The sequence below is a fragment of the Rhizobium sp. TH135 genome, from assembly GCF_002855515.1.
In the GTDB taxonomy this organism is placed as follows: domain Bacteria; phylum Pseudomonadota; class Alphaproteobacteria; order Rhizobiales; family Rhizobiaceae; genus Allorhizobium.
Map to the genome: position 1 here is coordinate 278,813 of NZ_PKRP01000007.1, position 23,771 is coordinate 302,583.

The window sequence follows — 23,771 nt, forward strand, 5'->3', positions numbered from 1 at the left end:
CATGACCAAATTTCCAGGCCCGTCCATCCCACAGCGTCTCCTGTCTGGAGGCTTCCGCCTGTTCTTTCCGGGCAGCGCGCTTTTGGCCGCCGTCTCCATCGCTATCTGGGTCCCGTGGTTCCTCGGCTTCATGCATGTTCCGACCCTCTTGCCCCCGGTTGCCTGGCACCAGCACGAGCTCCTCTTCGGCTTTGTCCCGGCCGTGGTAGCAGGGTTTCTTCTCACCGCCGTGCCGAACTGGACCGGCAGGCCCGGTTTGAAGGGCATACCGCTTCTGGCGTTGTTTCTTCTCTGGGTCGCCGGGCGGCTGACGATCAGTTTTTCAGAATGGACCGGCATGCTCGGCGCGACACTCGTTGCGCTGGCCTTCCTGCCAGTGCTCGCCATCTTCGTTCTGAAAGAACTTGTCGCTGCCTCGAACCAACGCAACTACAAGATCGTCGCCGTTCTCGCGCTCCTCAGCGCCGCTCAGATGCTTTTCCATCACGAGATCGAGCGCTACGGTCGCGTCGAAATGGCCGACCGTCTGGCGCTGTCTGCGATCCTCATCCTCATCTCTCTGGTTGCAGGGCGCATTATTCCGGCATTTACCGGCAACTGGCTGAAGGCGAACAATCCAGGGCGGCTGCCGCAGAATTTCGCCCCTTTCGATCTCGCCGTCATGATCCTTGGAAGCCTTTCAATGGCGATGTGGATCGCTGTCGGCGGCGGTCTTGAAAGCCTCCGGTTTCCCACGGGACTGCTGATGCTTGTCGCCAGCCTTGCTCATCTCGTGCGACAGGCAAGATGGTGCCCCGAGCGCACGCTCGGGGAGCCCCTCGTGACCATCCTGCATGTCGGCTATCTCTTCATTCCCTTAGGCTTTTTGCTGACCGGCCTGTCGATGCTGTTGGACCACTCCGGCTCCGCTTCGGCAGGCATCCACGCCTGGACGACAGGTGGGGTCGGGGTCGTGACACTGGCGGTGATGACCCGCGCCACGAGAGGCCATACGGGCCAGGCGTTGACGTCCCCGCACTCAACAACCTGGCTCATCTATGCACCAATCATCCTCTCGGCACTGCTGAGGATCCTGGTCGCAATTTGGCCGCAGCACACCATGCTGCTATTGCCGATCGCAGGCCTTGCCTGGATCGTGGCATTCCTGGGTTACGTGGTCTTCTACATGCCGTTGATAGCGCGAAGGGGATAGGAGGGAGCCATGAGCGCCCTCACCCTCTCCACTCCGGTATCAAGGGTGCGTCCGTCAACCCGAGCAGATCCACGGCACGAGCCGCAATATGAGCGACGAGATCCTCCACGCTCGCTGGATTGCGGTAGAAAGAGGGGACTGGCGGCATCACCACGGCCCCCATCTCGGTCACCGCCACCATGTTGCGCAGGTGCCCGAGGTGAAGCGGCGTTTCGCGGGCAAGGAGAACCAGCCTGCGACGCTCCTTGAGCTGCACATCGGCGGCGCGAGTGAGAAGATTGTCTGTGATCCCGGTCGAGATCGCGGCAAGAGACCGCATCGAACAAGGGGCGACGATCATACCGGCCGTGCGGAACGATCCGCTGGCAATCGATGCACCGATATCGCTTTCCGAATGGAAATGGGTGGCGAGCCCGATCAGCCGCCCCAGCGCCTCGTTGCCCGCCTCATGTGCGATTGTCCGGCGCGCTGCTGACGTGACGACTAGATGCAGTTCCACATCATCCATGGCCGCCAGGAGCCGGCCGACCTGAAGACCGATCGCCGCCCCCGAAGCACCCGATATGCCGAGAATGACACGCCTCATCATGGCTCAACTTCGCTTGTCTTGAGGGATCCAAGTCCAAGTTCGCGCCAGATCGCATCGACGCGCGCCGAGACCTCCGGCGTCATTTGCAGCACGCGGCCCCATTCCCGATCGGTTTCTGCGCCAAGCTTGTTGGTGGCATCGAGACCGAGCTTTCCACCTAGCCCAGGCTTGGGAGAGGCAAAATCGAGGTAGTCGATCGGTGTGTTATCCACCACCACCAGATCGCGGGAGGCGTCGAACCGCGTGGAAAGCGCCCAGATGACATCGCTCCAGTTTCTGACGTCAACATCGGCATCGACCACGATGATGAGCTTGGTGTAGCTGAACTGCGGCAGCATCGACCAAAGCCCGAGCATGATCCGGCGGGCTTGCCCCGGATAGCGCTTGTCGATCGAGACGACGATCGCCCGGTAGGAACAGGCTTCTGGAGGCAGATAGAGATCGACAATCTCTGGAAACTGGCGCTTCACGAGGGGAAGGAAGAGAGCATTCATTGCCTCTCCGAGCACAGAAGGTTCATCTGCGGGGCGCCCCGTAAAGGTCGACAAATACACGGGATCTCGGCGCATCGTCATCGCGCTCAAGGTCATGACGGGAAACGGCTCTACGGAATTATAGTAGCCCGTGTGATCGCCATAGGGACCCTCAAGTGCGGTGTCCGCGATCGAAACGGCCCCCTCCAGAACGATTTCTGCAGTGGCTGGAATATCAAGGGGCTGGGTGAGCGCCCGCACCACATGGGCGCGCTTTCCTCTGAGCACACCGGCGAACGAAAGCTCGCTCATTGTCTCGGGCAGCGGCATGACGGCGGAGAGGATTGTCTGCGGATCAGCGCCGATCACGACCGCAATGGGCATATCCTGCCCCACCGCCTGCCACTGCCGAAAGTGTTTTGCAGCACCACGATGGGCAAGCCAGCGCGTGATCAATCTCTTGCGATCCAGCGCTTGCAGCCGGTAGACGCCGACATTGACATCCCTGGGGTCGGAGGGCGATGCGGTGACGACAAGCCCCCAGGTGATGAGCGGTGCCGGTTCGCCCGGCCAGCACCACTGGATCGGCAGTCGGTTGAGATCAACGGCCTCGCCTTCGAACACGATATCCTGGCATTCGGCGTGAGAAACCCTGCGGCATCCCAGCGCCATGGCGGAGCGAAGCACAGGCAGTTTCTTCAGGGCATCCCGGAGCGACGCCGGCGGCCTCGGTTCGCGCAATTCGGCAAGAAGATCCGCGAGATCGCCGATCTTGCCGCTAGGAATGCCATAGCCAAGTTCGATCCGCTCGCGCGTGCCGAACAGATTGGCAAGCAGCGCTATCTCTGACACTGCACCATCCGACCGGACCGGGCGCTCAAAGAGCAAGGCCGGGCCTCCCTCTGCCAGGACGCGCCTGTGGATTTCGGTAATCTCATGAACAAGGCTCACCGGCTGCGCGACGCGGAGAAGTCGTCCCCGCTTTTCCAGTTCGGTCATGAAAGCTTGAAGACCGTCGTAGCGACGAGGCGGTGCGTTCTGTGTCATGCGGACCGCTATGACCTGTGAATTCGGTTGCGTCTTTGCGCTGGAGCAATCTGGATTGTCGGCCGTTCCCATAGGTTTGCGCCGGTTCAAACCACTCAAATTGGCGCAATGCAGATAACATCCATTCTGGCTCTCCCGCTGAAAGCCGTGCCGCTCATGCCTCTCGTGTCAATTGAGCTCGTGGCAAGTCGCCTCTTCAAGCTCTTACTCTCGGCTCATGGCGACATGTTCGAGCGCCTTGGCACATACAAGAGCAACCGCTTCTCATTTGCTCCGACTGATCTGCCACTCAACTTCCTGATCGAGCCTCACCTCCTCCGTCTCAAGGTGGTGCGCAAAGGCGATACCTTCACAGCGGATGCGGGTGTCGAGGCCCCGCTGGTCATGCTGCTGGCACTCCTTGAGGGGCGTTGTGATGCTGATGCGCTATTCTTTTCCCGCGACCTGAAGGTGATCGGGGACATGGAGGCCATGCTTGCGATGAGAAACGCACTCGATGACTGCGATATCGACCTTCCGCGTGATCTCGCGCGGATCGGAGGACCGGTCGCGCCCATCGTTCACAGGCTGGCCGAGGAAATCCGACGCCAGTCGCTTAAGGGGATCCAGTGATGGAACTGATCTGTCCGGCAGGAACGCCAGCCGCCTTTCGTGAAGCCGTCGATGCAGGCGCTGACGCGGTCTATTGCGGCTTCCGCGACGAGACCAATGCCCGCAATTTCCCCGGCCTCAATTTCAGCCGCGACGAGCTGCAGGACGCAATTGCCTATGCCCGCAAGAAAGGCTGCATGACATTCGTCGCACTCAACACCTTCATGCGGGCTGGCGACGAAGAGATCTGGTATGGAGCGGCGGCCGACGCGGTAAGGCTCGGCGCCGATGCGCTGATCCTGGCCGATTTCGGCCTCATGGCCCATGTCAGGGAACACTATCCAGAGCAGCGCTTGCATGTTTCGGTCCAGGCGTCTGCTTCCAATCCCGAAGCGATCAATTTTCTCGTCGAAGCCTTCGACGCAAAACGGGTCGTCTTGCCGAGAACGCTGACGATCGGCGACATTGCCCGCATTGGTCGCAAGGTCAAATGCGAGATCGAGGTCTTTGTTTTCGGGGGGCTTTGCGTCATGGCCGAGGGACGCTGCTCGCTCTCCTCCTACGCCACCGGCAAATCGCCCAACATGAACGGCGTCTGCTCCCCGGCGAGCCATGTGCGGTACCGACAGGACGGCTCCGACATGGTGTCGGAGCTCGGCACTTATACGATCAACCGGTTCAGCCATGGGGAGGCCGCCGGCTATCCCACACTGTGCAAGGGACGCTTCGACATCGGCGATGCGCGTGGCTACGCCTTCGAAGACCCCGTGTCCCTCGATGTCATGGGTGAAATCGAAGCCTTGAAGGATGCCGGCGTCTCTGCCTTGAAAATCGAAGGACGCCAGCGCGGCAAAGCCTACGTGGCCGAAGTCGTATCAACGCTGCGCCAGGTACTCGCAACCGCCCCCTCGGGGCGTGGCCCGTTGTTGGCCCGGCTGAGGGCGCTGAGCGAAGGGCAGAAGACCACGGTCGGCGCCTATGATAAGCGCTGGAGATGAGCATGACTGAACTGACACTGGGCCCCGTCTACTATCTCTGGGACGGCCCGAAATGGCGGGATTTCTATTATCAGATCGCAGACGAAGCGCCCGTGGATCACATTATCCTCGGCGAGACTATCTGCTCCAAACGGCAGCATTTCATCGAGCCATACTTGGCAGACGTGGTGGAGCGCCTGGAACGGGCGGGAAAGTCGGTGGCCTTTTCCTCGCTGGCGCTAATCACCTTGGAGCGAGAAAGTCGGATCGTGAAAGAGCTGATCGAGACGTCGGACTACCCCATCGAGGTAAACGACCTCTCCGCCATCGGCCTGATCAAGGGCCGCCGGCACCTCGTCGGACCCTTGGTCAATGTCTATAATGGCCCAACCGCGCGCTTGCTAGCACAACGGGGGGCAGACCGTATCTGTCTTCCGCCGGAACTTCCCTTTAGCTCGATCGCCAGGATCGCCGCCGACGCGCCGGATGTGGCTCTCGAAGTGATGGTATTCGGTCGCATGCCGCTTGCCATATCGGCTCGCTGCGCCCATGCCCGTTCCAAGGGCAGGATCAAGGACAACTGCCAGTTCGTCTGTGGCGAGGAGCCGGACGGCCTGTCAATCAGGACACTCGATCGCCAGTCATTCCTGGTGCTCAATGGCGTGCAGACAATGTCGCATACGTGCCAACTCCTGCTCAGCGAACTTAAGGACTTGCAAGAGGCCGGGGTCAATGCCTTCCGTCTCTCACCACAGGACTGCGACATGGCGCGCATCGCCGCCATCTTCCACGAAACGCTGTCGGGCAGCATGGAACCCCAAGAGGCCGTCGAACTGATCGGGCATACTTATCCCAAAGCCAAGTTCTCCAACGGCTTTCATCACGGGCGAGAGGGAGCTGGCTGGGTATCGCAGGCGAAAAGCAATGCCCATGCGCCATAACGCGCGAGGGAGTGCGAGCACATCTTGTTTGCGAAAGCGCAACGACCAGATAGGCATTCCTCACCATAGTCGGCACCACAGCGATCACGCATTGAAGCGCAAAGCAAGGTGAACTCGATGGAACTTTACGCAAGCCAGACGGTCGGAAAGATTGCGACCTCCCTCCCCGGTGCAGCCGCACTTTTCCGCCGTCACGGCATCAGTTTCTGCTGCGGTGGCTCAGATAGCATCGAGGTTGCGGCTGAAGCCGCAGGACTCTCGCCGGAAACCCTGGTGGACGAATTGCAGGGCCTTGTCGACGCCGCCTCGACAGAAGCACCGGATGGAACTGCCGATCTGATCAAGCACCTCAGGACACGCTACCACGACACCCACCGCGCAGAACTCATCTCGCTGATCCCGCTTGCGGCAAAGGTCGAGCGGGTGCATGGCGACCACCCCGATGCACCGATCGGCCTGGCAAATCTGCTGGAGCGCATCCAGAGCGACCTACACAGCCACATGCATCGCGAGGAGCTCATGCTCTTCCCGCTCATGGAACGCGGCGACCATCAAGCTCTGACGAGACCCATCGAACAGATGCGCCACGAACATGACGTAGAGGCCGGGCATCTGGCAGAACTCGAGCACGTGACAGGCGGATTTCATCTGCCGGACGGCGCATGCAATTCATGGCGCGCGCTTTACGCAGGGGCGAAGAAATTCGCCGACGATCTGGTCCAGCACATGCATCTGGAAAATGAAGTCCTCTTTCCACGCTTTACCGGCGGGACCCTCTAAAACAAACCTATCGAGGATGAGGGATCATGCGGAAGAACCGAAAGCCGGACCGAGGTATAGACCGCGACAGGTTTCATTCTCCAGTCGTTTTTAGATCGCGGCGTGAGCGAGCCTGTGACACCATCTGCGACATGCATGAATGCGTAATCAGTGGCTGCGCCGGACCCGAGGCGGTCGCCTATCTCATGGAACGACTGCTGTCACTTGATCCTCGATATACAGGCGGCAGGCGATGATCGGCCCGTCATGCCATCCGCTCAATTGCGCCTGGAGTTTGCGCGTAAATGTGCAGTTCGCGCTTCAAATCCCCATCAAACCTGCGTTGGATTGACGCACGCTGAGGTTTATTTGTTCGACGCTTGGCATTCGTCAAACCGAGCCAGAATGCGTTAGGCGGGTTTTTACCTCATCACCTCAATTCTCGCTAAAATCACATCGTATCATGATGTTACGATATTCGGCATGATGCCCCAGCTCAGGACAACCTGTAAGATGCGCATCACCGACTTTTCGATCAGCAAACGCCTCTGGCTAGCGATCATGATCCCCCTGGTTGCAGCACTCACCCTTGCCTCGATGGAGTTTCTAAGCTTGTGGGGTTCCTACCGGCAGATGCAGACCGTCGTCAAAGTGAGCGAGAACATCGCGGCGATGGGCGAGCTGATCCACGTCCTTCAAGGAGAGCGGGGACACAGCGCTGGATACATCGGATCAAAGGGCAGGACGGACAAGCAACCGCTTGTGACGGCGCGTCAGTCGACGGATGCGGCTCTGGCAAAATTGCCAGATCTCGCTGATGCCTTGGCGGAATTCAAAAACGCGGAGCTTACCCGTCGCTGGAGCTTCGTGCAGGACACATTGAAAAGCCTCGCCGACACAAGACGATCTATAGACAATCTGTCCTTCACCGGAAAACAGTGCTTCGACTTCTATAGCGGCCTGATCGGTGAGCTCTCGGGCCTCGCCTCGGAACTGTCCCTCCAGGGTGTCGGGTCGAGGATCGCGGCCGAAATGATTGCCTATAACCTGCTCATGCAGGCAAAGGAGATCGCAGGCCAGGAACGCGCAATCGGCAACACCTTCATCACCTCAGGCAACATTGACCCCGAGCGCATCGCTCCCTTTGCCCGCATGGCTGGCGCGCAGAATGTGTTGATCGATAATTTCCTCGCCCTGCAACAGAAGGAATGGCAATCCGCCTACGCTTCGCAGCTATCCATTCCCGCATCGAAGGAGATCGAAGCCACGCGGTCGACCTTGATTGGGATTGGTTCAACAGCGGCCAGTGATTTGAGTGCTGATCGCTGGTTTGCAGCCGCCAGTCAGCGCATTGACGCAATGAAGGCTCTGGAGACGGCAAGCCTCGAACGTCTCGCCAGCGAGGCACGCGCCATCGCCGCAGCCGCATTCACTCGCCTCGGAACGGTTTTGATCCTTTGCATCGCCGGGGCCATTCTGGTCATTACCTTGTCGATGTTCCTGGCAGGAACCATCAGCCGTCCTCTGAAGGCACTCGTCAATTCAATGCGCAGATTGGCGGAGGGCTACCTCGAACCTACCGGGCAATCTGCCGACCGTAAGGACGAAGTCGGAGACATGGTCAAAGCGGTAGAAGTCTTTAGACTTGCCGCCATCCGCAATCGCGAACTGGAGCTTGAGGCAGAGCGTGCGCGCGAACAGGCCGAACGCGACCGAGTTGACATGCAAATCGCAGCAGAGGCAGAGGCCGAAGCGCGTGTGAACAAGGCGACGGGAACGCTGGCCCAGGCCTTGAGGAAACTTGCTGCTGGCGACCTTCTTTGCGAGGTGAACGAAGCCTTCGCACCGCAGTTCGAAGACCTTCGCCATGACTTCAATCGCTCGGTGGTGCAGTTGCGGCGAGCGTTGGTTGGTGTTGGCCAATCGGTCAAGACCGTCACCGGCGGAGCATCCGAAGTTTCTTCAGCATCGGATGACCTGTCGAAGCGCACCGAGCAGCAGGCCGCCTCGCTTGAAGAGACGGCCGCTGCACTCGAACAGATCACAGCAAATGTGACAGCCACGTCCAGACGCTCAGATTTGGCCCGCAGCGTGACGAAGCGCGCACGCGAAAGGGCAAATCGATCAGGTGAAGTGGTACGAAACGCCGTGGCGGCGATGGACAAGATAGAGCAGGCATCGAGCCAGATCAGCCAAATTATCGATGTGATCGACCAGATTGCCTTCCAGACAAACCTGCTCGCTCTCAATGCGGGCGTCGAGGCAGCCCGCGCCGGCGAGGCCGGCAAAGGGTTTGCCGTGGTTGCGCAGGAAGTCCGGGAGCTGGCACAACGTTCGGCACAGGCAGCCCGGGAAATCTCAGGACTGATCGGTAATTCTGAACTAGCTGTTCGGCAAGGCGTTGAGCTGGTTTCCGAGACCGGTACCGGACTGGCCGAGATTGACGAGCTCGTGCAGGAAGCAGCAAGCCATGTGGATGCCATCGCCATTGCAGCCCAGGAACAGGCGGCCGGCCTTTCGCAGGTCAATGTCGCGGTGAACCATCTGGATCAATCGACACAACAGAACGCGGCCATGGTGGAAGAGATGAACGCTGCTGGCGCAGCCTTAGCCAGCGAAAGCGCCACTCTTCAGAGCCTGCTTCTTGGCTTCCGTTTGACCTCACCTTCCGACGGCAACGTCGTGCCAGAAAGAATGAGGGCCTGAGTCGACGGAGGGACGGACGACGGCGGTGCGCAGCCGACATTCATGGCGTTCGTAGCTCCCCGCGCAGGCTCTATCTTGCAGATGCCATCAAACTTCTGCTCTGGCGATCCCTCGGGCCATCGCGGCGATGAGGTCGGTTCTGGTGACAATACCGATGAGTTTGCCGTATTCCAGAATGGGTACGGCATCGACATCTGTATCGCCCATCAAAGGCAGCAAGGCTCCGAGCGGCGTGTTTGCAACAGCGCGAGGGACCGTGACACTCATGATGTCGATTGCGAGGACTGGTTTATCCCTTTCGGGGTCGATCAGCCTTCGCAGAGCGGGGATGAGACCTCGATCAAGACGAAGTGCGTCTTCTCTTGCCCGGCTGATGAGATGCCTCTGGAAGATAATGCCAAGAAATCGCTGTTCATCGTCGACTACGGGCAGCGATGTGAAACGATGGCGCCGGAAGAGATCCGCGACCGTGCCCAAATCTGTGTTTGCCTTCACGGTGATCAGGTTCGAGGACATGATAGCGCCCGCAGTTGGAGTGCCGGTGTGGTGCGCTGCTGCCTGGAGCTCTGCTGCACCGATAAGGCGTGCCAAATCTTCAACGCCGAGGTTGAATGACTGTCGATAGCGTTGAAGGATGTCGCTTAGCTCAGCCTCGGAGAGGCCCAGCCGTTCGACGGCAATCCTATCCGCTGTGCCGTGCCTGTTTTGCTGGTCAAATTGACGAAATGGATAGCGACGCCCTGTGAGCCTGGCATAGGCGATCGCAATCAGGACGAGGCTTGCAGTGCCCGTCGCAATCGGCGCAAGCGCGAACCAGAAGCCAAGGTGCTCCACAGCTTCCGGGCTCATGGCAGCCGTCATGGCCACTGCTCCTGCCGGCGGATGAACTGCCCGCAGCATGATTGTCACAAAGATCGCAATCGAAACAGCAAGGCCGATCCGTAACGTCGGCTCGTGGAAGAACAGCGAGATTGCAACGCCAACAAGAGCCGCGACAGTATTGCCGATGACAGCAGACCATGGCTGAGCAAGCGGACTGTTGGGAACGGCAAACACAAGAACGGCAGTCGCGCCCAGCGGTGCGACGAGGTAGAGGCCATTTTCGAGATCGACGCCGGGAGACAGCAAGAAATAACCGGAGAGCCAAAGCCCGATGAAAGCTCCAAGGCCCGCGCGCAGAGCCTCCATTGGAGCCGTGCCAGTCACTGCCGGCCCAAATGAACGTAAGAACTGCAATTGAATATTCCCGATCGATCGAGAGCACAAACTTTCAGCAAATGATCAGAATTTCAACCGGCCACCAGCGCTCCGAGCCACCGTAATTCGAAGATGGGGCCATATGCCGTCCATGGGACAGGTTTAAGGGCCAATTCCGCTCCTTAGAAGCTGTGTGACCTCGCGCTATTGACGTGATGAGCTCAGTCTTGAATCCTTGGGGCGGATGCCCTGCTTTCAGTGATGCTCATCCGTAGTGCTCTTGAACGGATACGAACCGCCGACCCGCCATCACGTCGGATGCATGCAGGCAGGAAAACGAGGCAGATCAAGCATCTGGTTTAGTTGAGATGTCCGGAAAGGGGCCGGGTGCCGACTGGCGGCTTTGGAGCACTTGACCGCGAAAGCGGATGCCCGTCGATTAGCCGGCGAGCGCGGGCGATAAGCCTACAGAGACCGGTAGGCGTCTCGCGCGTCAACAGACGTTGAACATGTCCCAGCGGTTCACAAGCCATTGTTTGAGGGACGGGCAAAGACTTTGCATTTCTGACAGACTACCTTCGATTGCAGGCCGCATTTAATGGGATATAGTCGGACTCTGGAGGGGCAATGCACATCGAATTTGTTGAAATTGGAAATTTCAGAAAGCTGATTTCGACGAGAATTGGACTGTCGGCTGACAAGACTGTTTTCGTTGGCGCAAATAACAGCGGAAAGACCTCGGCAATCACAGCGCTGCGTTACTTTCTCGTCGATCGCGAACGTAGCAGCTTTTGCTTCAACGATTTCACGCTGTCCCATTGGCCGGGCATTGACGCGATGGGGGCTGATTGGGAGGCGGCCCACGTTGCTCAGCACGCGTTGCCAGAACCGGAATGGGATGCGTTTCTACCCTTTCTCGACGTTTGGATGCAGGTGGAAGAAAACGAGGTCCACTACGTTCAGGGCATCTTGCCGACGCTGGATTGGGCGGGCGGCCGCCTTGGGGTTCGCGTCAGGTACGAACCAAAGGATCGATTGCAACTCCAGAAGGACTATCTAACGGTGCGTGCCGATGCCCGCGATCTGCAAACGGCGGGCGCCGCGCTTGCCGAAGAAAAAGGTCAGGATGCGGCGCAGTTTCAGGTCGCGATTTGGCCGCAGACTCTGGTCGAATTTCTGCAACGCCGCGTCACGCGCTACTTCACGATCCACACTTACGTGCTGGACCCGACGGCGTGCGTTGATCCGCTGCACGGTCGGGCTCAGCCTCAGCTCCTGAACGGCAGCGAGCCCATTGATGGCGACCCATTCAAGGGCCTTATTCGGATTGACGAGATAAGCGCGCAGCGCGGCTTTGGCCACGCCGGCGAAAGCAACGTCGACGAAGGCGAAGCGTCAGTAGCAGGCTCAACGTCTCGCAAACTGTCGTCCCAGCTCCGGCAATACTACACGAGCCACCTTGATCCATATGAGAGCCCGGATGCCAAAGACCTTCTTGCGCTCAAGGCAATCGAGGAAGCCCAAGAGGCATTCAATGTACGTCTCAGCGATGGCTTTGAAAGCCCGCTCAAAGAAATGCACACGCTTGGCTATCCCGGCGTAACAGATCCCAAAATCAATATCTCAACGCGCCTGAGGCCCGTCGAGGGCCTCAACCACGACACCGCCGTGCGATTTGTCGTGCCGATGCAGTCGGGCGGCGCTTCAATCCAATTGTATCTGCCCGAAGATTCCAACGGTCTCGGCTATCAGAACCTCATTTCCATGGTGTTTCGCCTGATGGCGTTTCGCGACAGCTGGATGAGGGTTGGAAAAGCCCAAAGCAAGGCGTCCGATGACGCCATTATTCCTCCGCTACATCTTGTCTTGATCGAAGAGCCCGAGGTGCATTTGCACACACAGGTGCAACAGGTTTTTATCCGGCAGGCCCATAAAATACTTCGAAATCACGACCTGCTGCGGGACAGTTTGAATTTCGTGACGCAAATGGTGGTGAGCACCCATTCGAGCCACATTGCCCACGAATGCCACTTTGACTCGCTGCGCTACTTCCGACGGCTCCCGGCCAGCGAGCATGCTATCCCAACATCGTGCGTGGTGAACGTCGGTGAGGCTTTCGGCGGCGAGCAAGAAACCAAGCGCTTCGTGACCCGTTACTTAAAAGTCACCCATTGCGATCTGTTTTTTGCCGACGCAGCCGTGCTGATCGAAGGACCAGCCGAGCGCATTCTCGTTCCGCATTTCGTGAACTCTCATAACGAGTTTAATAAGCTAGCCGAGAGCTACATCACCTGGCTCGAAATCGGCGGGAGCCATGCCCACAAGCTACGGAGCCTCATCGAGAAGATCGGGCTGACAACGCTTGTCGTGACCGATATCGATTCTCAGGACACGATGGCATTGAGTGCGGTTCCCGCACGTGGGGCAAACTACACCACACGCAACCACACGCTTAAAACGTGGTGGCCCGAGATTGAGGAATTGGATGCGCTGCTGGACAAGCCCGAGGCCGAGAAATCCAAGTACTATGCTGCAGAACAATTTACGCTCCGCGTTGCGTACCAGTGTCCTATCGAGATCGAATTCAAGGGTGCCGTATCGGAGGCATTAGCCTATACGCTGGAAGACGCGATCGTGGTCAGCAACATCGAGTTGTTCGCCACACTTCCAGGTACCGGTCTCATTGCAAAATTCCGAACAGCTATCGCCGATAGTGTGGATTTCGCGGCGCTGAGCACGGCCATGAAAGATGCCTTGAAGGGCGGCAGCAAAGCGGAGTTCGCACTCGACCTTCTTGAGATCGACAACCCCAGCGATCTGAAACCTCCCAAATACATTCGCGAAGGCTTGCTATGGCTGGCCTCACAGCTTGAGCAGAAGCAGACCGAATTGGGGCTTGTCGCGATAGCGCCGTCAGAAGCTGAGGCAATCGCCGATGTCGACTCTGGCAATGGGGATGCCGCATGAAAGTCGAGAACGCTCCAGTCGATTCGAATGTCACGCACGACGATGGAGTTGAGGACGAAATCGCGTCGTATCTTGACCTGGAAAACCCCACGAGTTTCTTCTTGTTCGCCGGGGCTGGCTCCGGGAAAACCCGGTCACTCGTCAACGCGCTTCGGCACATCGCGACAAATTACCGAGATACGCTTCGCCTGCGGGCAAGGCATGTCGCGGTCATCACCTACACGAACGCCGCCTGCGACGAGATCACGCGTCGGATGGAATACGATCCGCTCTTCGTCGTCAAAACTATCCATAGTTTTGCGTGGTCGCAAATTCATTGGTACAACTCAGATATACGAGAATGGCTGCGCACCAATCTTCAAGCGGAAATTGCAGATTTGACGGCCGAAGAGGCCAAGGGCCGCGCCGGCACGAAGGCGTCCGCTGCGCGGCTAGCGTTGATTGAGTCGAAGCAGCGCCGTCTTGCCCGGCTCGATGAGATCAAGGCTTTCACATACAATCCCAATAGCGATAACCGTGAACGCAACGCTCTCAATCACATTGAAGTCATCAAGATTTTCGCGACTTTCCTGCTTGAGAAGTCGCTGATGCAGCGCATGTTTGTCGAGAAATATCCATTCCTGCTGATCGACGAGAGTCAGGACACGAACAAGACGCTGATCGACGCCCTCCTAACGGTTCAACAGGCGCACGCGAGCCGCTTCTGCTTGGGGCTCATCGGCGACACGATGCAGCGCATTTACCTGGACGGCAAAGAGAAGATCGAAAGCGCGTTACCGCCGGGCTGGGCAATGCCCGAGAAGGTGCTGAATCATCGCTGTCCGAAGCGCATTGTGCGCCTTATCAACGCCATTAGATCGGGCGCAGACGATCAGGTTCAGGAGCCTCGGGACGACGCGATTGAAGGATGGGCGCGACTATTCGTCTTCCCTGTCGATACGCTGGACAAGCCCACGATGGAGGATGGGGTTCGCGCCTATATGGCCGCTCTCACCGATGATGCGGGTTGGAGTGACCGCGACCAGTGTAAGATTCTCACGCTTGAGCACCACATGGCCGCGAAGCGAATGGGGTTTGAGCAACTATTTGAGGCGATTGCGCCGGTCGCGGCGTTCCGCACCGCGTTTCTCGATGGCAGTTTCGCGCCGAGCAGATTTTTTACGCACAGCATTCTTCCGCTGGTTACGGCAACGCAACGGGGCGATAAGTTCCTAGCGACTAAAATCATACGTGAGACATCGCCGCTGTTGAGCAAGGACAAGCTCAAAGGCTCGGAAAAGCCGATGGATCAACTGCGCACCGCACAGGCGGCAATCGATAGCCTTATGTCGCTCTGGGCAAACGGCGAGCCGACTTGCGGCGCCGTTCTGGAAAATGTTTCTAGCACCAATCTCTTTGTTGTGCCGGACGGCCTCAAAGCCGCCCTGGCCGCATCGAGCGCCGAGCCGGTCGTTTCCGAAGACGACGAAGAAGCTGATCCGGTCGGCGAGAATATCGCCGCGCTGCTGACCTTTCTGGATTGTCCGTTTTCGATGATCGCGCCCTATGCCTCTTACGTGGCGCACGAGGCCTCTTTTGATACCCATCAGGGGGTCAAGGGACTCGAATTTGATCGCGTCATGGTTCTTTTGGACGACGGCGACGCGCGCGGCTTTCTCTTCGGATACGACAAGCTTCTGGGAGCCAAAGCGCCGAGCGCGAGCGATTTAAAGAATGCGGAAGAGGGTAAGGACTCTTCCCTCGATCGCACGCGACGGCTGTTTTACGTAACCTGCAGCCGAGCCAAGTCCAGCTTGGCACTCGTGGCGTATTCGACCGATCCCAGCGCAATGAAAGAACATGTGACCAAGTCTGGCCTTTTCAACGAGGATGAGGTCTATCTTGGTCTGCCGACATAGAGTGAGAAGGTCGAACGTCGCTCAATGGCTTGAGCAGGTACTACCCCAATCAAAAAGTTATGTGAGCTGGATGAACGGCAACTTTTGGGAGCGTGCGTCGGGGACCTTATCGGCTACAATGAAGGCGCGAAACGGAAACAATTTCCGCAACGGGGCCGGAAGCGGACTGTCCGATGTTGGGGCGTCCAAGGGCTAAGCGGACGATGAAGGATCTGGTCACGTTGACCGAGTTCCGCCCCAACCCGGTCGTTGGCGATCGAATGCTATGGCGCAGCTTCGCGCCTTCACTTCGATATTTGGCAGCATGAAACAACACTGATAGTCGCTCGACTTGCGCACGCGCCGAGTGCAGTTCAGTGGACTATTTCACAAGTGAGTTCGTTACCGAAACCGATGGTTCGCAGGTGATGAGCGATATGCAGGAGAAGGTAGTCGCGCTTGCCATAGCGCTCGCAGATCTCATTGACTTGTTCGCTGATGGCCCCCCTCAGCGTTTCAGGCACCTCGAACTCCACGATGACATGCGCTTCGCGACCAATCGCGTAAACTGGACAACCTGTAGCCAAAAGCTCCTCTACGAAGGCAGGCATCTGATCCTCAGTCATGAATCATGGACCCTAGGACACGGCGGCAAACTTTGTTGTCAAGCCGTCAGCCGACCTAGCGGCCAGCTCGGTTATCGGTGATGGAATCCCGAAAAAGTACCCTTGTGCAATGTCACATCCGAGTGTTCTCAAAACTTCGAGCTGATCGGCGTTTTCGACACCTTCTGCAACGACCTTGTGTCCAAGACCATGGGCCATTGCGATAACGGATGACACTATGATCCGGCTATCATGGCTGGTGGCGATGTCCTGAACCAGTGAGCGGTCGATCTTCAGGAAATCGTAAGGGAGCTTGCAGAGCTGTGCCAAGTTCGAAAACCCGGTTCCGAAATCGTCGATAGCCACTTTGAACCCTGCGGCCCTTAGCGCCTCAAGATGCTGACGAGCCTTGTCAAGATCCAGCATCGCAACCGACTCAGTCACCTCCAACTCCAGATCGCTTGGCTTGATGCCACGAGACACAACATAGGAGGAGAGCTTCTCGGCGAAGTTTTCGTCTGCGAACTGGGTTGGGCATACATTAACAGCTACCCGTGCTGGCAATCCTGGGTTACTCAGTTCACCCACATCTTGCGCAACAATCGACATAACCTTGCGACCGATCCGCTCCAGTCCGTCACCAGCGGCGGCGACATCTAGAAAGCTGCCCGGATACAGCAGTCCCCGTGTGGGATGCGCCCATCTGACCAGAGCTTCATAGCTTTCGACTTCACCAGATTTGAGGTCGATTTTAGACTGGTAGTGAACAACCATCTCGTCGTTGTCTATCGCATGGACGAAATCTCGCTCAAGCTCTGCACGGTCAATAGCCTTTTCGCGCATCAGGTCATCGAAGACTGCATAGGTTCCGCGTCCTCGGCTCTTGGCCTCGTACATTGCCATGTCGGCATTTTTCAGCGTGTCGGCACGAGATATGCCCTCGCCGAGTGCTGCAATACCCACGCTCGCACCAATCTGGATTCGCCTTTGGCCGATAAGGAACGGATCAGCCAAAGCATCGATCAGTTGTTGAGCAATTTGGTTGATCTCCTGTTGGCTATTTTCACCCGTCACCAGGACAACAAATTCGTCCCCGGCGAAGCGAAAAAGGAGCCGGCACCCGGGCGATGCGACATCAACAGTATCTGGGGTGAGGCAAAGATTCACATTCTCGGCGGTAATCTGGAGACCATCGACCAGCATTCTGAAGGACGCCATCTGGAGCAGCTTGTCTCCTATCTGGTGGCCGTAGAGATCGTTGACCTGCTTGAAGCGGTCGAGGTCGATAAACAGGATATGCCCGGATAGCTTCTCGGGTCTCTCAAGGAGCTCGTTAAGCACCGCGCGATTGGGAAGACCTGTTATGCCGTCTTCGTAAGCCAGCGTATTGATTTTGGAGACATTGTCGTTGAGCCGCGCCACCATTTTTCGGAAGCTCTCAGCCAGGCCTCCGACTTCGCATCGGCAATCCACCGTCACAACGGTTTCATAGTTGCCCGAAGCGATGGCTTCTGTGCTCGCCTTCAGGTTCTGAATCGGACGGGTCAACCGCCCGGTCATGTAGTAAGTGAAGCTAGAGGCGGCAGCAATCGAGGCCACGAGCTTGGCATACCCGACTGCGGTCAACGAGTGAGAAGTCTCAGCATCTTGGTATTCCAGAAGGTAGAACACCAGTGCGGCAATCAGGGAGCTAAACACGCCGATCATTATGGTGAATCTAACACGCAGGCTATTCAGGCCATGCCCCAGGATTCGCCCTGTAATCAGTTCGGTGTCAACTTCCATCACTGCACACTCTCCATGAATGGCTTGGCGGACCGATTTTGATCGGCCCGCCAGACTAAGTCTTACCCTTCCGGAAGCCTAGAAATCCTCCCACGCCTCGTTCTTTACTGCGGTATTGCCTCTGACGGCTGTGGCAACCCGATTAATCAGCCTACGGGCTGGCGATGAAACGGAGGCGTTCGCGGAGGCAACTTCAGAAGGCGCAGACCTGTTCTGCGAGTTGCCGATCTCGAAGCGACCAATGAGCTGAAAGAGTGCTTCTGCTTCCTTGGCGAGCGAGTGGCTGGCGGCGGTCGATTCCTCGACCATAGCCGCATTTTGCTGCGTACCCTGGTCCATCGTGTTGACTGCCGTATTGATCTCTTTCAGACCTGTCGCCTGCTCCTTGGCGCCCTCCACGATTGCGGTAACATTGATGCTGACCGCTTGGACCTGAGATACGATATGCTCAAGTGCCTTGCCTGTTTCTGTGACAAGATGAACGCCGTTCTCCACCTGCTCGCCAGACTTCGAGATCAATGTCTTGATCTCCTTTGCCGCTGAGGCCGACCGTTGGGCCAGCTCGCGCACCTCTTGGGCAACTACAGCAAAGCCCTTGCCAGCCTCTCCGGCACGTGCCGCTTCGACGCCCGCGTTGAGTGCTAGCAGGTTCGTCTGGAAGGCGATCTCATCGATGACACCGATAATGCTTGAGATTTCGCGCGATGAGGATTCGATCTCTTGCATGGCATGAACTGCACGATTCACGATCTCCCCCGAGCGTTCGGCCGACTGGCGGGTTTCCTGAACCTGCTTGCCCGCTTCTTCGGCGCGTCGGCTGGAATCGGAGACGGTTGTCGTGATCTGCTCGAGCGCTGCTGCTGTTTCTTCTACAGATGCTGCTTGTTGTTCCGTGCGCTTCGATAGATCGTCGGCAGCCGCGCGGATCTGGTTGGATCCGGCAGCAATCGCCTGCGCATTCTGACCGACCCGGCGCATTGCATCCTCCAGCTTAGCCACGGCTTCGTTGAAGTCGATGCGGACCTGGTCCAGTCGTTCGGCGAAGACGCTTTCGATCCGGTAGTTCAGCTTGCCGCTCGACAACTCGTTCAGGGCGTGACCGATGCTCTCGACTGCAAAACGGACTTCCGCCGCTTCCTGAGCCTGTCTGCGTTCGCGTTCGATGCGTTCCTGCTCGCTGAGCGACCGGCTCGCTTCCGCTTCCTTTTCAAGACGAACGCGCTCTTGCGCATTGTCCCTGAAGATCGCAACTGTCGAGGCCATTTTTCCAATCTCGTCCTTGCGTCCTTCGCCGTAAATTTCGACCTGAAGGTTGCCGGCGGCGAGATCGGACATTGCTGCCGTGATGGAATTCACCGGTCGTATGACGCCCCGCAAGACGGTCCACGTCGAGAATACCGCTACGGCAGCACCAAGCGCCGATAGCGTTGTCATTACGGTTGTCAGCAAGGTTGTAAGTTGATTGCCCTTATCGAGGTCCTGCTTTGCCACCTCGATCTGCAGATCGATCAGCTTTGAGATGTCAGTGCCGAGGGGGTCAATCGTCGGATAGAGCTTCTGATCAGCGAAGTCCGAAACGGCGTTGCGATCGCCAGATGCAAGGATCTGCCGGAGGTTCTCTACACCTGCATTTGCTTGAGCACGTACTTCAGCGAAGTTGTCGGCGATTTGCTTCTCTTCAGCCGTCAGTGTCGTTGAAATATACTCATTCCAATGGGCCTCAATGGAAGCAAGAGCTCTGTCGACATTCGCCAAGCCATCCTTTGGAGACATTGCTCCCGCACGGACCTTGTGCGCCGTGTCCACGATATCCACGGCGTAGCCGTCGCCGATCCGCTTGAGTTGCTCCATGGGCATGACCCGATCTAGCACGATCGAGTTGGCGATCTCCGCCTCTACCCTCATAGCGTAGAAACTGAACGCAGTGATCGCGATTAGTGCCGCGGTCAGCAGCGATATGCATGCAAGAAGTTTTACCCTAATTGTCATTGTGTCCCCTTCCCAAAACCTATCGAACGAGTGTGTGCCCCCTGGAAGGCTAAGCTTTTTATTTAAGCAGACGCTTATTTCTTATGCGTCCGGCAAGCTTTCGCGTCGCCTCTTTGGTCACTGGCTATGAAATCTAGGAGTCGAATCTTTACGATTAGCTAATGAATTAGCGAGTCGATGCAAAATTGTTGAGCAAATGCCTGCGGAAGGGTCAGCGATCTGACAGTGGTCGAGAAGCGGGTGATGATACAACATCCCGCCGCGCAGCCTAATCAGACGGCAGTGCGGGTGGGCCTACCTACTGGCGACCAGAGATGTCTGCTTCTGCTGTCTGGCACGCGTGGGTTTTTCGCTTATCTTATTGGTGTGACAAAAAGCCGAGAGCTTCCTTTCCCTCCTCACCTCAGATAGCGTCTGGATAACGTGAACGACCGCCGTGAAGGCGCGAAGCAGAAAAAGTTTCCGCACTTGTGCTGGTTGTCTTCCACTCAGCTTCAGAGCGATTGTGAGACCGTTACATTGTGCTCCAACCCAAGCCAGGGTGGGTTCTCCTGATACATCTCCTGGATCAGCCGCTTCACAAGCTCGATATGCGGTGAGCCGTCACCCGCACGGTGGCTGAGAACGATGGGCGATGTCGCTCTGTCGCCTGAGAGCAGACGGTAGTGGAGGTCGGATCTCAGCTTGCGCGCTGACGATGGAACGACACATAAGCCCGCTTCAGCCGCCACAAGGCCCAAGGCTGTCTGTATCTCGCTCACTTCGAGGATCTCGGCGGGACGGACATCACGATCGAGCAAAACATTCAAGACCTGGTCGGCGAAACTTGGTCGGGGCTCGCGCGGGTAGACGATCAGCTTCTCGCCCGTCAGCGCCTCCGGAGGAAGCGGATCGTTTCGGGAGGCAAGCGGGGTACCCTCGGGGATGGCGACAGCCAGACGTTCCTCGCGCAGGACAGCGCTGACGATCATCGGATCATTGTGGCGCAGTCGCCCGAATCCGATATCGATCCGCCCCTCCTTCAGGGCTGGCAATTGATGCACCGACATCATCTCCAGAAGCTGGATATCGACATCTGGCGCCTGCTGTCTGAGTTTCCGCACGAGTGCGGGTAGTCCTCCATACAACGTGGATGCCACGAAGCCGATCGAAAGCACGCTGTTCTGGTTAAGGCCTACACGGCGTGTGGCTTCCTTCATTTGCTCGACGCGCCCGAGGATCTGGAGCGCCTGCTCGTAGAAGACGCGACCGGCCTCCGTCAGGCGGACCGGACGGCTAGAGCGGATGATGAGTTCTACGCCGAGTTCCTCTTCCAGCAACTGGATTTGCCGACTTAAAGGTGGCTGCGCGATGTGCAGCAGATCAGCGGCGCGTGTGAAATTGCGCTCTCTCGCGACCGCAACAAAATATCGAAGCTGTCTCAGATCCATTCACGCACCCACGCGTCATTGTCATAGTTTCAGCAGAATGCGCTAAAGCAGCGCGGAAAACCAGCAGGTAAATCAAACATCATACCCTCAGGGTATCATGCGACACTAAAATGATCTTGGACGCGACACACGATCTTTTCCATCATCATCCCCATGAACGCGACCATTCACCCACGCCTTGAGGCGCTTGCCGCCACCCCGACCATCGAACGCATCGAAACGATGCTGGTCGACCTACCGACGATCCGGCCGCACAAGCTTTCGGTCGCGACGATGACCGGCCAGACTTTGATGCTGGTCCGGATCCACTCCAGCGACGGCATCGTCGGTATCGGCGAAGGCACGACGATCGGCGGCCTCGCCTATGGTGGCGAAAGCCCTGAGAGCATGAAGCTTTCCATTGATCGCTATTTTGCACCTGTCATGCTCGGCCAGGATGCCACGCGAATTCAGTCCCTGATGGCGCGCGTGGGCAAGATGGTGAAGGACAACCGCTTCGCCAAGAGTGCCGTCGAAACGGCCCTCCTCGACGCACAAGGCAAACGCGTCGGCGTGCCCGTCAGTGAACTTCTCGGCGGTCGCCGCCGGGATCGTTTGGCCGTAGCCTGGACGCTTGCCTCGGGGGACACCGCCCGCGACATCGACGAGGCCGAGCAGATGCTTTCGCTCCGCCGCCATTCGACCTTCAAGCTGAAAATCGGTCTGCGCTCCGTGCGCGAGGACGTCGCTCATGTTGCCGCCATCAAGCGCGCACTCGGCGATCGAGGCGCCGTCCGCGTCGATATCAACATGGCCTGGACGGAAACCGAGGCCAATCTCGGCATTGCGGCTCTTGCCGATGCCGGCTGCGAGCTCGTGGAGCAGCCGGTCAAGTCGACGGCAGCACTTGGCCGCCTCGTCCGCCGCTTCCCGATCGCTGTCATGGCAGATGAATCCCTGACCGGACCGGAGAGCGCATTCGAGATTGCGCGCACCAACGGCGCCGATGTCTTTGCCGTAAAGGTCGAGCAAAGCGGCGGGCCATTCAACGCTCAACGCGTAGCCGCCATTGCTGATGCGGCCGGCATCGAACTTTACGGCGGCACCATGCTCGAGGGCGCAATCGGAACCGTCGTTTCTGCCCATGTCTTTACGACCTTTGCCGAGCTGCACTGGGGAACCGAGCTGTTCGGCCCACTGCTTCTGACCCAGGAAATCCTGGAGACGCCGCTCGACTACAGCAATTTCTCGCTGGCTGTCCCCACTGGTCCCGGGCTTGGCATCTCGCTCGACGAGGACAGGCTCAAGCGCTTCACCCGCGAGGGATCGCGACACGTGACCGCGGCGCAGGACTGAGGACAAGACGATGCTGTTTCACGTCCAAATGACCGTAAACCTGCCGCATGATCTGCCTGCTGATCAAGCAACTGATATCTTGGCACGGGAAAAGGCCTATTCGCAGGCGCTGCAGACACAAGGCAAATGGCGGCATATCTGGCGGATCGCCGGCCACTACGCAAACATCAGCATTTTCGATGTGGCCGACAACGACGAGCTGCATGCGCTGCTCTCCGGCCTTCCCCTTTTCAAATTCATGGACATCGAGGTGATGCCGCTCTTGCGCCATCCCTCGGCTGTTCGCGACGACGACCGCTGACGACAAGGCCAGAGAAATCTGGCTCAATTCATCCCATGTGAGGAGGACATGACATGAGCGTAAAGATCTTCAACCGCCCCGACATCCAGGACTTTCTGAAGGTCCTGAGCGGCCTGGACCAGAAGGACGGCAATCCGCGCGTCAAGCAGATCGTTAATCGGATCGTCTCGGATCTCTTCAAAACGATCGACGACCTCGACGTGACGCCCGACGAGTACTGGACCGCGATTGCCTGGGTCAACGAGATCGGGGCCACCGGACAGGCCGGCCTGATTTCGCCTGGCCTCGGCCTCGACCATTTCCTCGACGAACGCCTGGATGCCATCGACGATGCGCTCGGCATCAAAAACGAGACGCCGCGGACAATCGAGGGCCCGCTTTATGTGGCTGGCGCGCCGGAATGTCAGGGCTTTGCGCGTCTCGATGACGGAACGGATACCGACGGTCATACGCTGATCATGCACGGCACCGTCTATGGCGCCGACGGCAGACCGAGCGCCGGAGCAAAGGTCGAGGTCTGGCACTGCGACACACGCGGCTTCTATTCGCACTTCGATCCAACAGGCAAGCAGGCGCCTTTCAACATGCGCCGCACGATCATCACGGACGAGCATGGTCGCTACAAGTTCCGCAGCATCGTGCCGCATGGCTATGGCGTGCCTCCAGGCAGCCCGACCGAGAAGCTCTTGTCTGCGCTCGGTCGTCATGGTCAGCGTCCGGCCCATATTCACTTCTTCATCAGTGCCGACGGCCATCGGAAGCTGACCACCCAGATCAACATCGCAGGCGATCCGCTAATCAACGACGACTTTGCCTATGCGACGCGTGACGGCCTGGTGCCTGATGTGATTGAGCGCACCGACGAGGCCAGCATCAAGGCGAACGACCTAAGCGGTCCATTTGCCGAGATCGTCTTCGACATCAAGCTGACGGCCCTCGTCGATGGTATCGACAACCAGGTGAATGCCCTGCGCCCGCGCGCTGCCGCCTGATCCACGGGCGGTCCGACA

18 protein-coding genes are annotated in these 23,771 nt (G+C 58.0%); 11 read left to right on the forward strand and 7 right to left on the reverse strand.

Annotation, left to right across the window (positions count from 1 at the left end; translation table 11 throughout):
- Window position 1 precedes the first annotated feature (1 nt).
- The gene (locus tag C0V73_RS20975; RefSeq protein ID WP_102021957.1) at window positions 2-1,192 is read left to right on the forward strand and encodes an NnrS family protein; all 1,191 of its coding nucleotides are present in this window, start codon (window positions 2-4) and stop codon (window positions 1,190-1,192) included.
- A gap of 19 nt (window positions 1,193-1,211) precedes the next feature.
- Here the strand turns inward: C0V73_RS20975 and C0V73_RS20980 are convergent, their stop codons facing one another.
- Both C0V73_RS20980 and C0V73_RS20985 read right to left on the reverse strand, forming a co-directional pair.
- Window positions 1,212-1,781, reverse strand: a complete 570-nt coding sequence (locus C0V73_RS20980) for a UbiX family flavin prenyltransferase (RefSeq protein WP_102021958.1) — start codon at window positions 1,779-1,781, stop codon at window positions 1,212-1,214.
- Window positions 1,778-3,301, reverse strand: coding sequence for a UbiD family decarboxylase (locus C0V73_RS20985; RefSeq protein ID WP_102021999.1), 1,524 nt, complete (start codon window positions 3,299-3,301; stop codon window positions 1,778-1,780). Before C0V73_RS20985 ends, C0V73_RS20980 begins: the two co-directional genes overlap by 4 nt.
- 108 nt (window positions 3,302-3,409) lie before the next feature.
- Here C0V73_RS20985 and C0V73_RS20990 point away from each other — a divergent pair, with 108 nt between their 5' ends.
- From C0V73_RS20990 to C0V73_RS21010, 5 genes are all read left to right on the forward strand, one after another.
- Window positions 3,410-3,913, forward strand: coding sequence for an SCP2 sterol-binding domain-containing protein (locus C0V73_RS20990; RefSeq protein ID WP_102021959.1), 504 nt, complete (start codon window positions 3,410-3,412; stop codon window positions 3,911-3,913).
- The gene (locus C0V73_RS20995) at window positions 3,913-4,890 is read left to right on the forward strand and encodes a peptidase U32 family protein (protein WP_102021960.1); all 978 of its coding nucleotides are present in this window, start codon (window positions 3,913-3,915) and stop codon (window positions 4,888-4,890) included. Before C0V73_RS20990 ends, C0V73_RS20995 begins: the two co-directional genes overlap by 1 nt.
- Window positions 4,887-5,810, forward strand: coding sequence for a U32 family peptidase (locus tag C0V73_RS21000; RefSeq protein ID WP_102021961.1), 924 nt, complete (start codon window positions 4,887-4,889; stop codon window positions 5,808-5,810). The genes C0V73_RS20995 and C0V73_RS21000 overlap by 4 nt, the downstream gene beginning before the upstream one ends.
- 117 nt (window positions 5,811-5,927) lie before the next feature.
- Entirely contained in the window at window positions 5,928-6,590 is a 663-nt protein-coding gene (gene ric, locus C0V73_RS21005; protein ID WP_102021962.1) for an iron-sulfur cluster repair di-iron protein, read from the forward strand.
- Window positions 6,591-7,082: 492 nt separating this feature from the next.
- A complete protein-coding gene (locus C0V73_RS21010) occupies window positions 7,083-9,275 on the forward strand; it encodes a methyl-accepting chemotaxis protein (RefSeq protein WP_172450253.1) in 2,193 nt (730 codons plus the stop codon).
- 87 nt (window positions 9,276-9,362) lie between these two features.
- Here C0V73_RS21010 and C0V73_RS21015 read toward each other — a convergent pair whose 3' ends face one another.
- Window positions 9,363-10,463 carry an HPP family protein gene (locus C0V73_RS21015; RefSeq protein WP_102021963.1) on the reverse strand — a complete coding sequence of 367 codons (1,101 nt, stop codon included), beginning with the start codon at window positions 10,461-10,463 and terminating at the stop codon, window positions 9,363-9,365.
- A gap of 636 nt (window positions 10,464-11,099) precedes the next feature.
- Between C0V73_RS21015 and C0V73_RS21020 the strand changes: the two genes are divergently transcribed.
- Both C0V73_RS21020 and C0V73_RS21025 read left to right on the forward strand, forming a co-directional pair.
- Window positions 11,100-13,439 (forward strand): AAA family ATPase, encoded by a 2,340-nt coding sequence (locus C0V73_RS21020; RefSeq protein WP_102021964.1) that lies wholly within the window; start codon window positions 11,100-11,102, stop codon window positions 13,437-13,439.
- The gene (locus tag C0V73_RS21025) at window positions 13,436-15,337 is read left to right on the forward strand and encodes a UvrD-helicase domain-containing protein (RefSeq protein WP_102021965.1); all 1,902 of its coding nucleotides are present in this window, start codon (window positions 13,436-13,438) and stop codon (window positions 15,335-15,337) included. Before C0V73_RS21020 ends, C0V73_RS21025 begins: the two co-directional genes overlap by 4 nt.
- Before the next feature lie 353 nt (window positions 15,338-15,690).
- Here C0V73_RS21025 and C0V73_RS21030 read toward each other — a convergent pair whose 3' ends face one another.
- From C0V73_RS21030 to C0V73_RS21045, 4 genes are all read right to left on the reverse strand, one after another.
- Window positions 15,691-15,942: a hypothetical protein gene (locus C0V73_RS21030; RefSeq protein WP_143708361.1), complete on the reverse strand. Its 252-nt coding sequence runs from the start codon at window positions 15,940-15,942 to the stop codon at window positions 15,691-15,693.
- 12 nt (window positions 15,943-15,954) lie between these two features.
- The gene (locus C0V73_RS21035) at window positions 15,955-17,706 is read right to left on the reverse strand and encodes an EAL domain-containing protein (protein WP_102021967.1); all 1,752 of its coding nucleotides are present in this window, start codon (window positions 17,704-17,706) and stop codon (window positions 15,955-15,957) included.
- 78 nt (window positions 17,707-17,784) lie between these two features.
- Window positions 17,785-19,695 (reverse strand): methyl-accepting chemotaxis protein, encoded by a 1,911-nt coding sequence (locus C0V73_RS21040; RefSeq protein WP_102021968.1) that lies wholly within the window; start codon window positions 19,693-19,695, stop codon window positions 17,785-17,787.
- 494 nt (window positions 19,696-20,189) lie between these two features.
- The gene (locus C0V73_RS21045) at window positions 20,190-21,125 is read right to left on the reverse strand and encodes a LysR substrate-binding domain-containing protein (RefSeq protein ID WP_102021969.1); all 936 of its coding nucleotides are present in this window, start codon (window positions 21,123-21,125) and stop codon (window positions 20,190-20,192) included.
- Between the two features lie 153 nt (window positions 21,126-21,278).
- On the opposite strand from C0V73_RS21045, the gene C0V73_RS21050 reads away from it, so the two are divergent.
- The 3 genes from C0V73_RS21050 to catA are packed head-to-tail and all read left to right on the forward strand — an operon-like array spanning window position 21,279 to window position 23,753.
- Window positions 21,279-22,460 (forward strand): muconate/chloromuconate family cycloisomerase, encoded by a 1,182-nt coding sequence (locus tag C0V73_RS21050; RefSeq protein ID WP_102021970.1) that lies wholly within the window; start codon window positions 21,279-21,281, stop codon window positions 22,458-22,460.
- A gap of 10 nt (window positions 22,461-22,470) precedes the next feature.
- Window positions 22,471-22,761: a muconolactone Delta-isomerase gene (gene catC / locus C0V73_RS21055; protein ID WP_102021971.1), complete on the forward strand. Its 291-nt coding sequence runs from the start codon at window positions 22,471-22,473 to the stop codon at window positions 22,759-22,761.
- A gap of 53 nt (window positions 22,762-22,814) precedes the next feature.
- Window positions 22,815-23,753 carry a catechol 1,2-dioxygenase gene (gene catA, locus C0V73_RS21060; RefSeq protein WP_102021972.1) on the forward strand — a complete coding sequence of 313 codons (939 nt, stop codon included), beginning with the start codon at window positions 22,815-22,817 and terminating at the stop codon, window positions 23,751-23,753.
- Window positions 23,754-23,771: the final 18 nt, after the last annotated feature.

Coding starts and splice junctions, on each gene's coding strand:
- C0V73_RS20975 (WP_102021957.1), top strand. CDS start 2: ATGACCAAATTTCCAGGCCCGTCCATCCCACAGCGTCTCCTGTCTGGA.
- C0V73_RS20980 (WP_102021958.1), bottom strand. CDS start 1,781: ATGATGAGGCGTGTCATTCTCGGCATATCGGGTGCTTCGGGGGCGGCG.
- C0V73_RS20985 (WP_102021999.1), bottom strand. CDS start 3,301: ATGACACAGAACGCACCGCCTCGTCGCTACGACGGTCTTCAAGCTTTC.
- C0V73_RS20990 (WP_102021959.1), top strand. CDS start 3,410: ATGCAGATAACATCCATTCTGGCTCTCCCGCTGAAAGCCGTGCCGCTC.
- C0V73_RS20995 (WP_102021960.1), top strand. CDS start 3,913: ATGGAACTGATCTGTCCGGCAGGAACGCCAGCCGCCTTTCGTGAAGCC.
- C0V73_RS21000 (WP_102021961.1), top strand. CDS start 4,887: ATGAGCATGACTGAACTGACACTGGGCCCCGTCTACTATCTCTGGGAC.
- ric (WP_102021962.1), top strand. CDS start 5,928: ATGGAACTTTACGCAAGCCAGACGGTCGGAAAGATTGCGACCTCCCTC.
- C0V73_RS21010 (WP_172450253.1), top strand. CDS start 7,083: ATGCGCATCACCGACTTTTCGATCAGCAAACGCCTCTGGCTAGCGATC.
- C0V73_RS21015 (WP_102021963.1), bottom strand. CDS start 10,463: ATGGAGGCTCTGCGCGCGGGCCTTGGAGCTTTCATCGGGCTTTGGCTC.
- C0V73_RS21020 (WP_102021964.1), top strand. CDS start 11,100: ATGCACATCGAATTTGTTGAAATTGGAAATTTCAGAAAGCTGATTTCG.
- C0V73_RS21025 (WP_102021965.1), top strand. CDS start 13,436: ATGAAAGTCGAGAACGCTCCAGTCGATTCGAATGTCACGCACGACGAT.
- C0V73_RS21030 (WP_143708361.1), bottom strand. CDS start 15,942: ATGACTGAGGATCAGATGCCTGCCTTCGTAGAGGAGCTTTTGGCTACA.
- C0V73_RS21035 (WP_102021967.1), bottom strand. CDS start 17,706: ATGGAAGTTGACACCGAACTGATTACAGGGCGAATCCTGGGGCATGGC.
- C0V73_RS21040 (WP_102021968.1), bottom strand. CDS start 19,695: ATGACAATTAGGGTAAAACTTCTTGCATGCATATCGCTGCTGACCGCG.
- C0V73_RS21045 (WP_102021969.1), bottom strand. CDS start 21,125: ATGGATCTGAGACAGCTTCGATATTTTGTTGCGGTCGCGAGAGAGCGC.
- C0V73_RS21050 (WP_102021970.1), top strand. CDS start 21,279: ATGAACGCGACCATTCACCCACGCCTTGAGGCGCTTGCCGCCACCCCG.
- catC (WP_102021971.1), top strand. CDS start 22,471: ATGCTGTTTCACGTCCAAATGACCGTAAACCTGCCGCATGATCTGCCT.
- catA (WP_102021972.1), top strand. CDS start 22,815: ATGAGCGTAAAGATCTTCAACCGCCCCGACATCCAGGACTTTCTGAAG.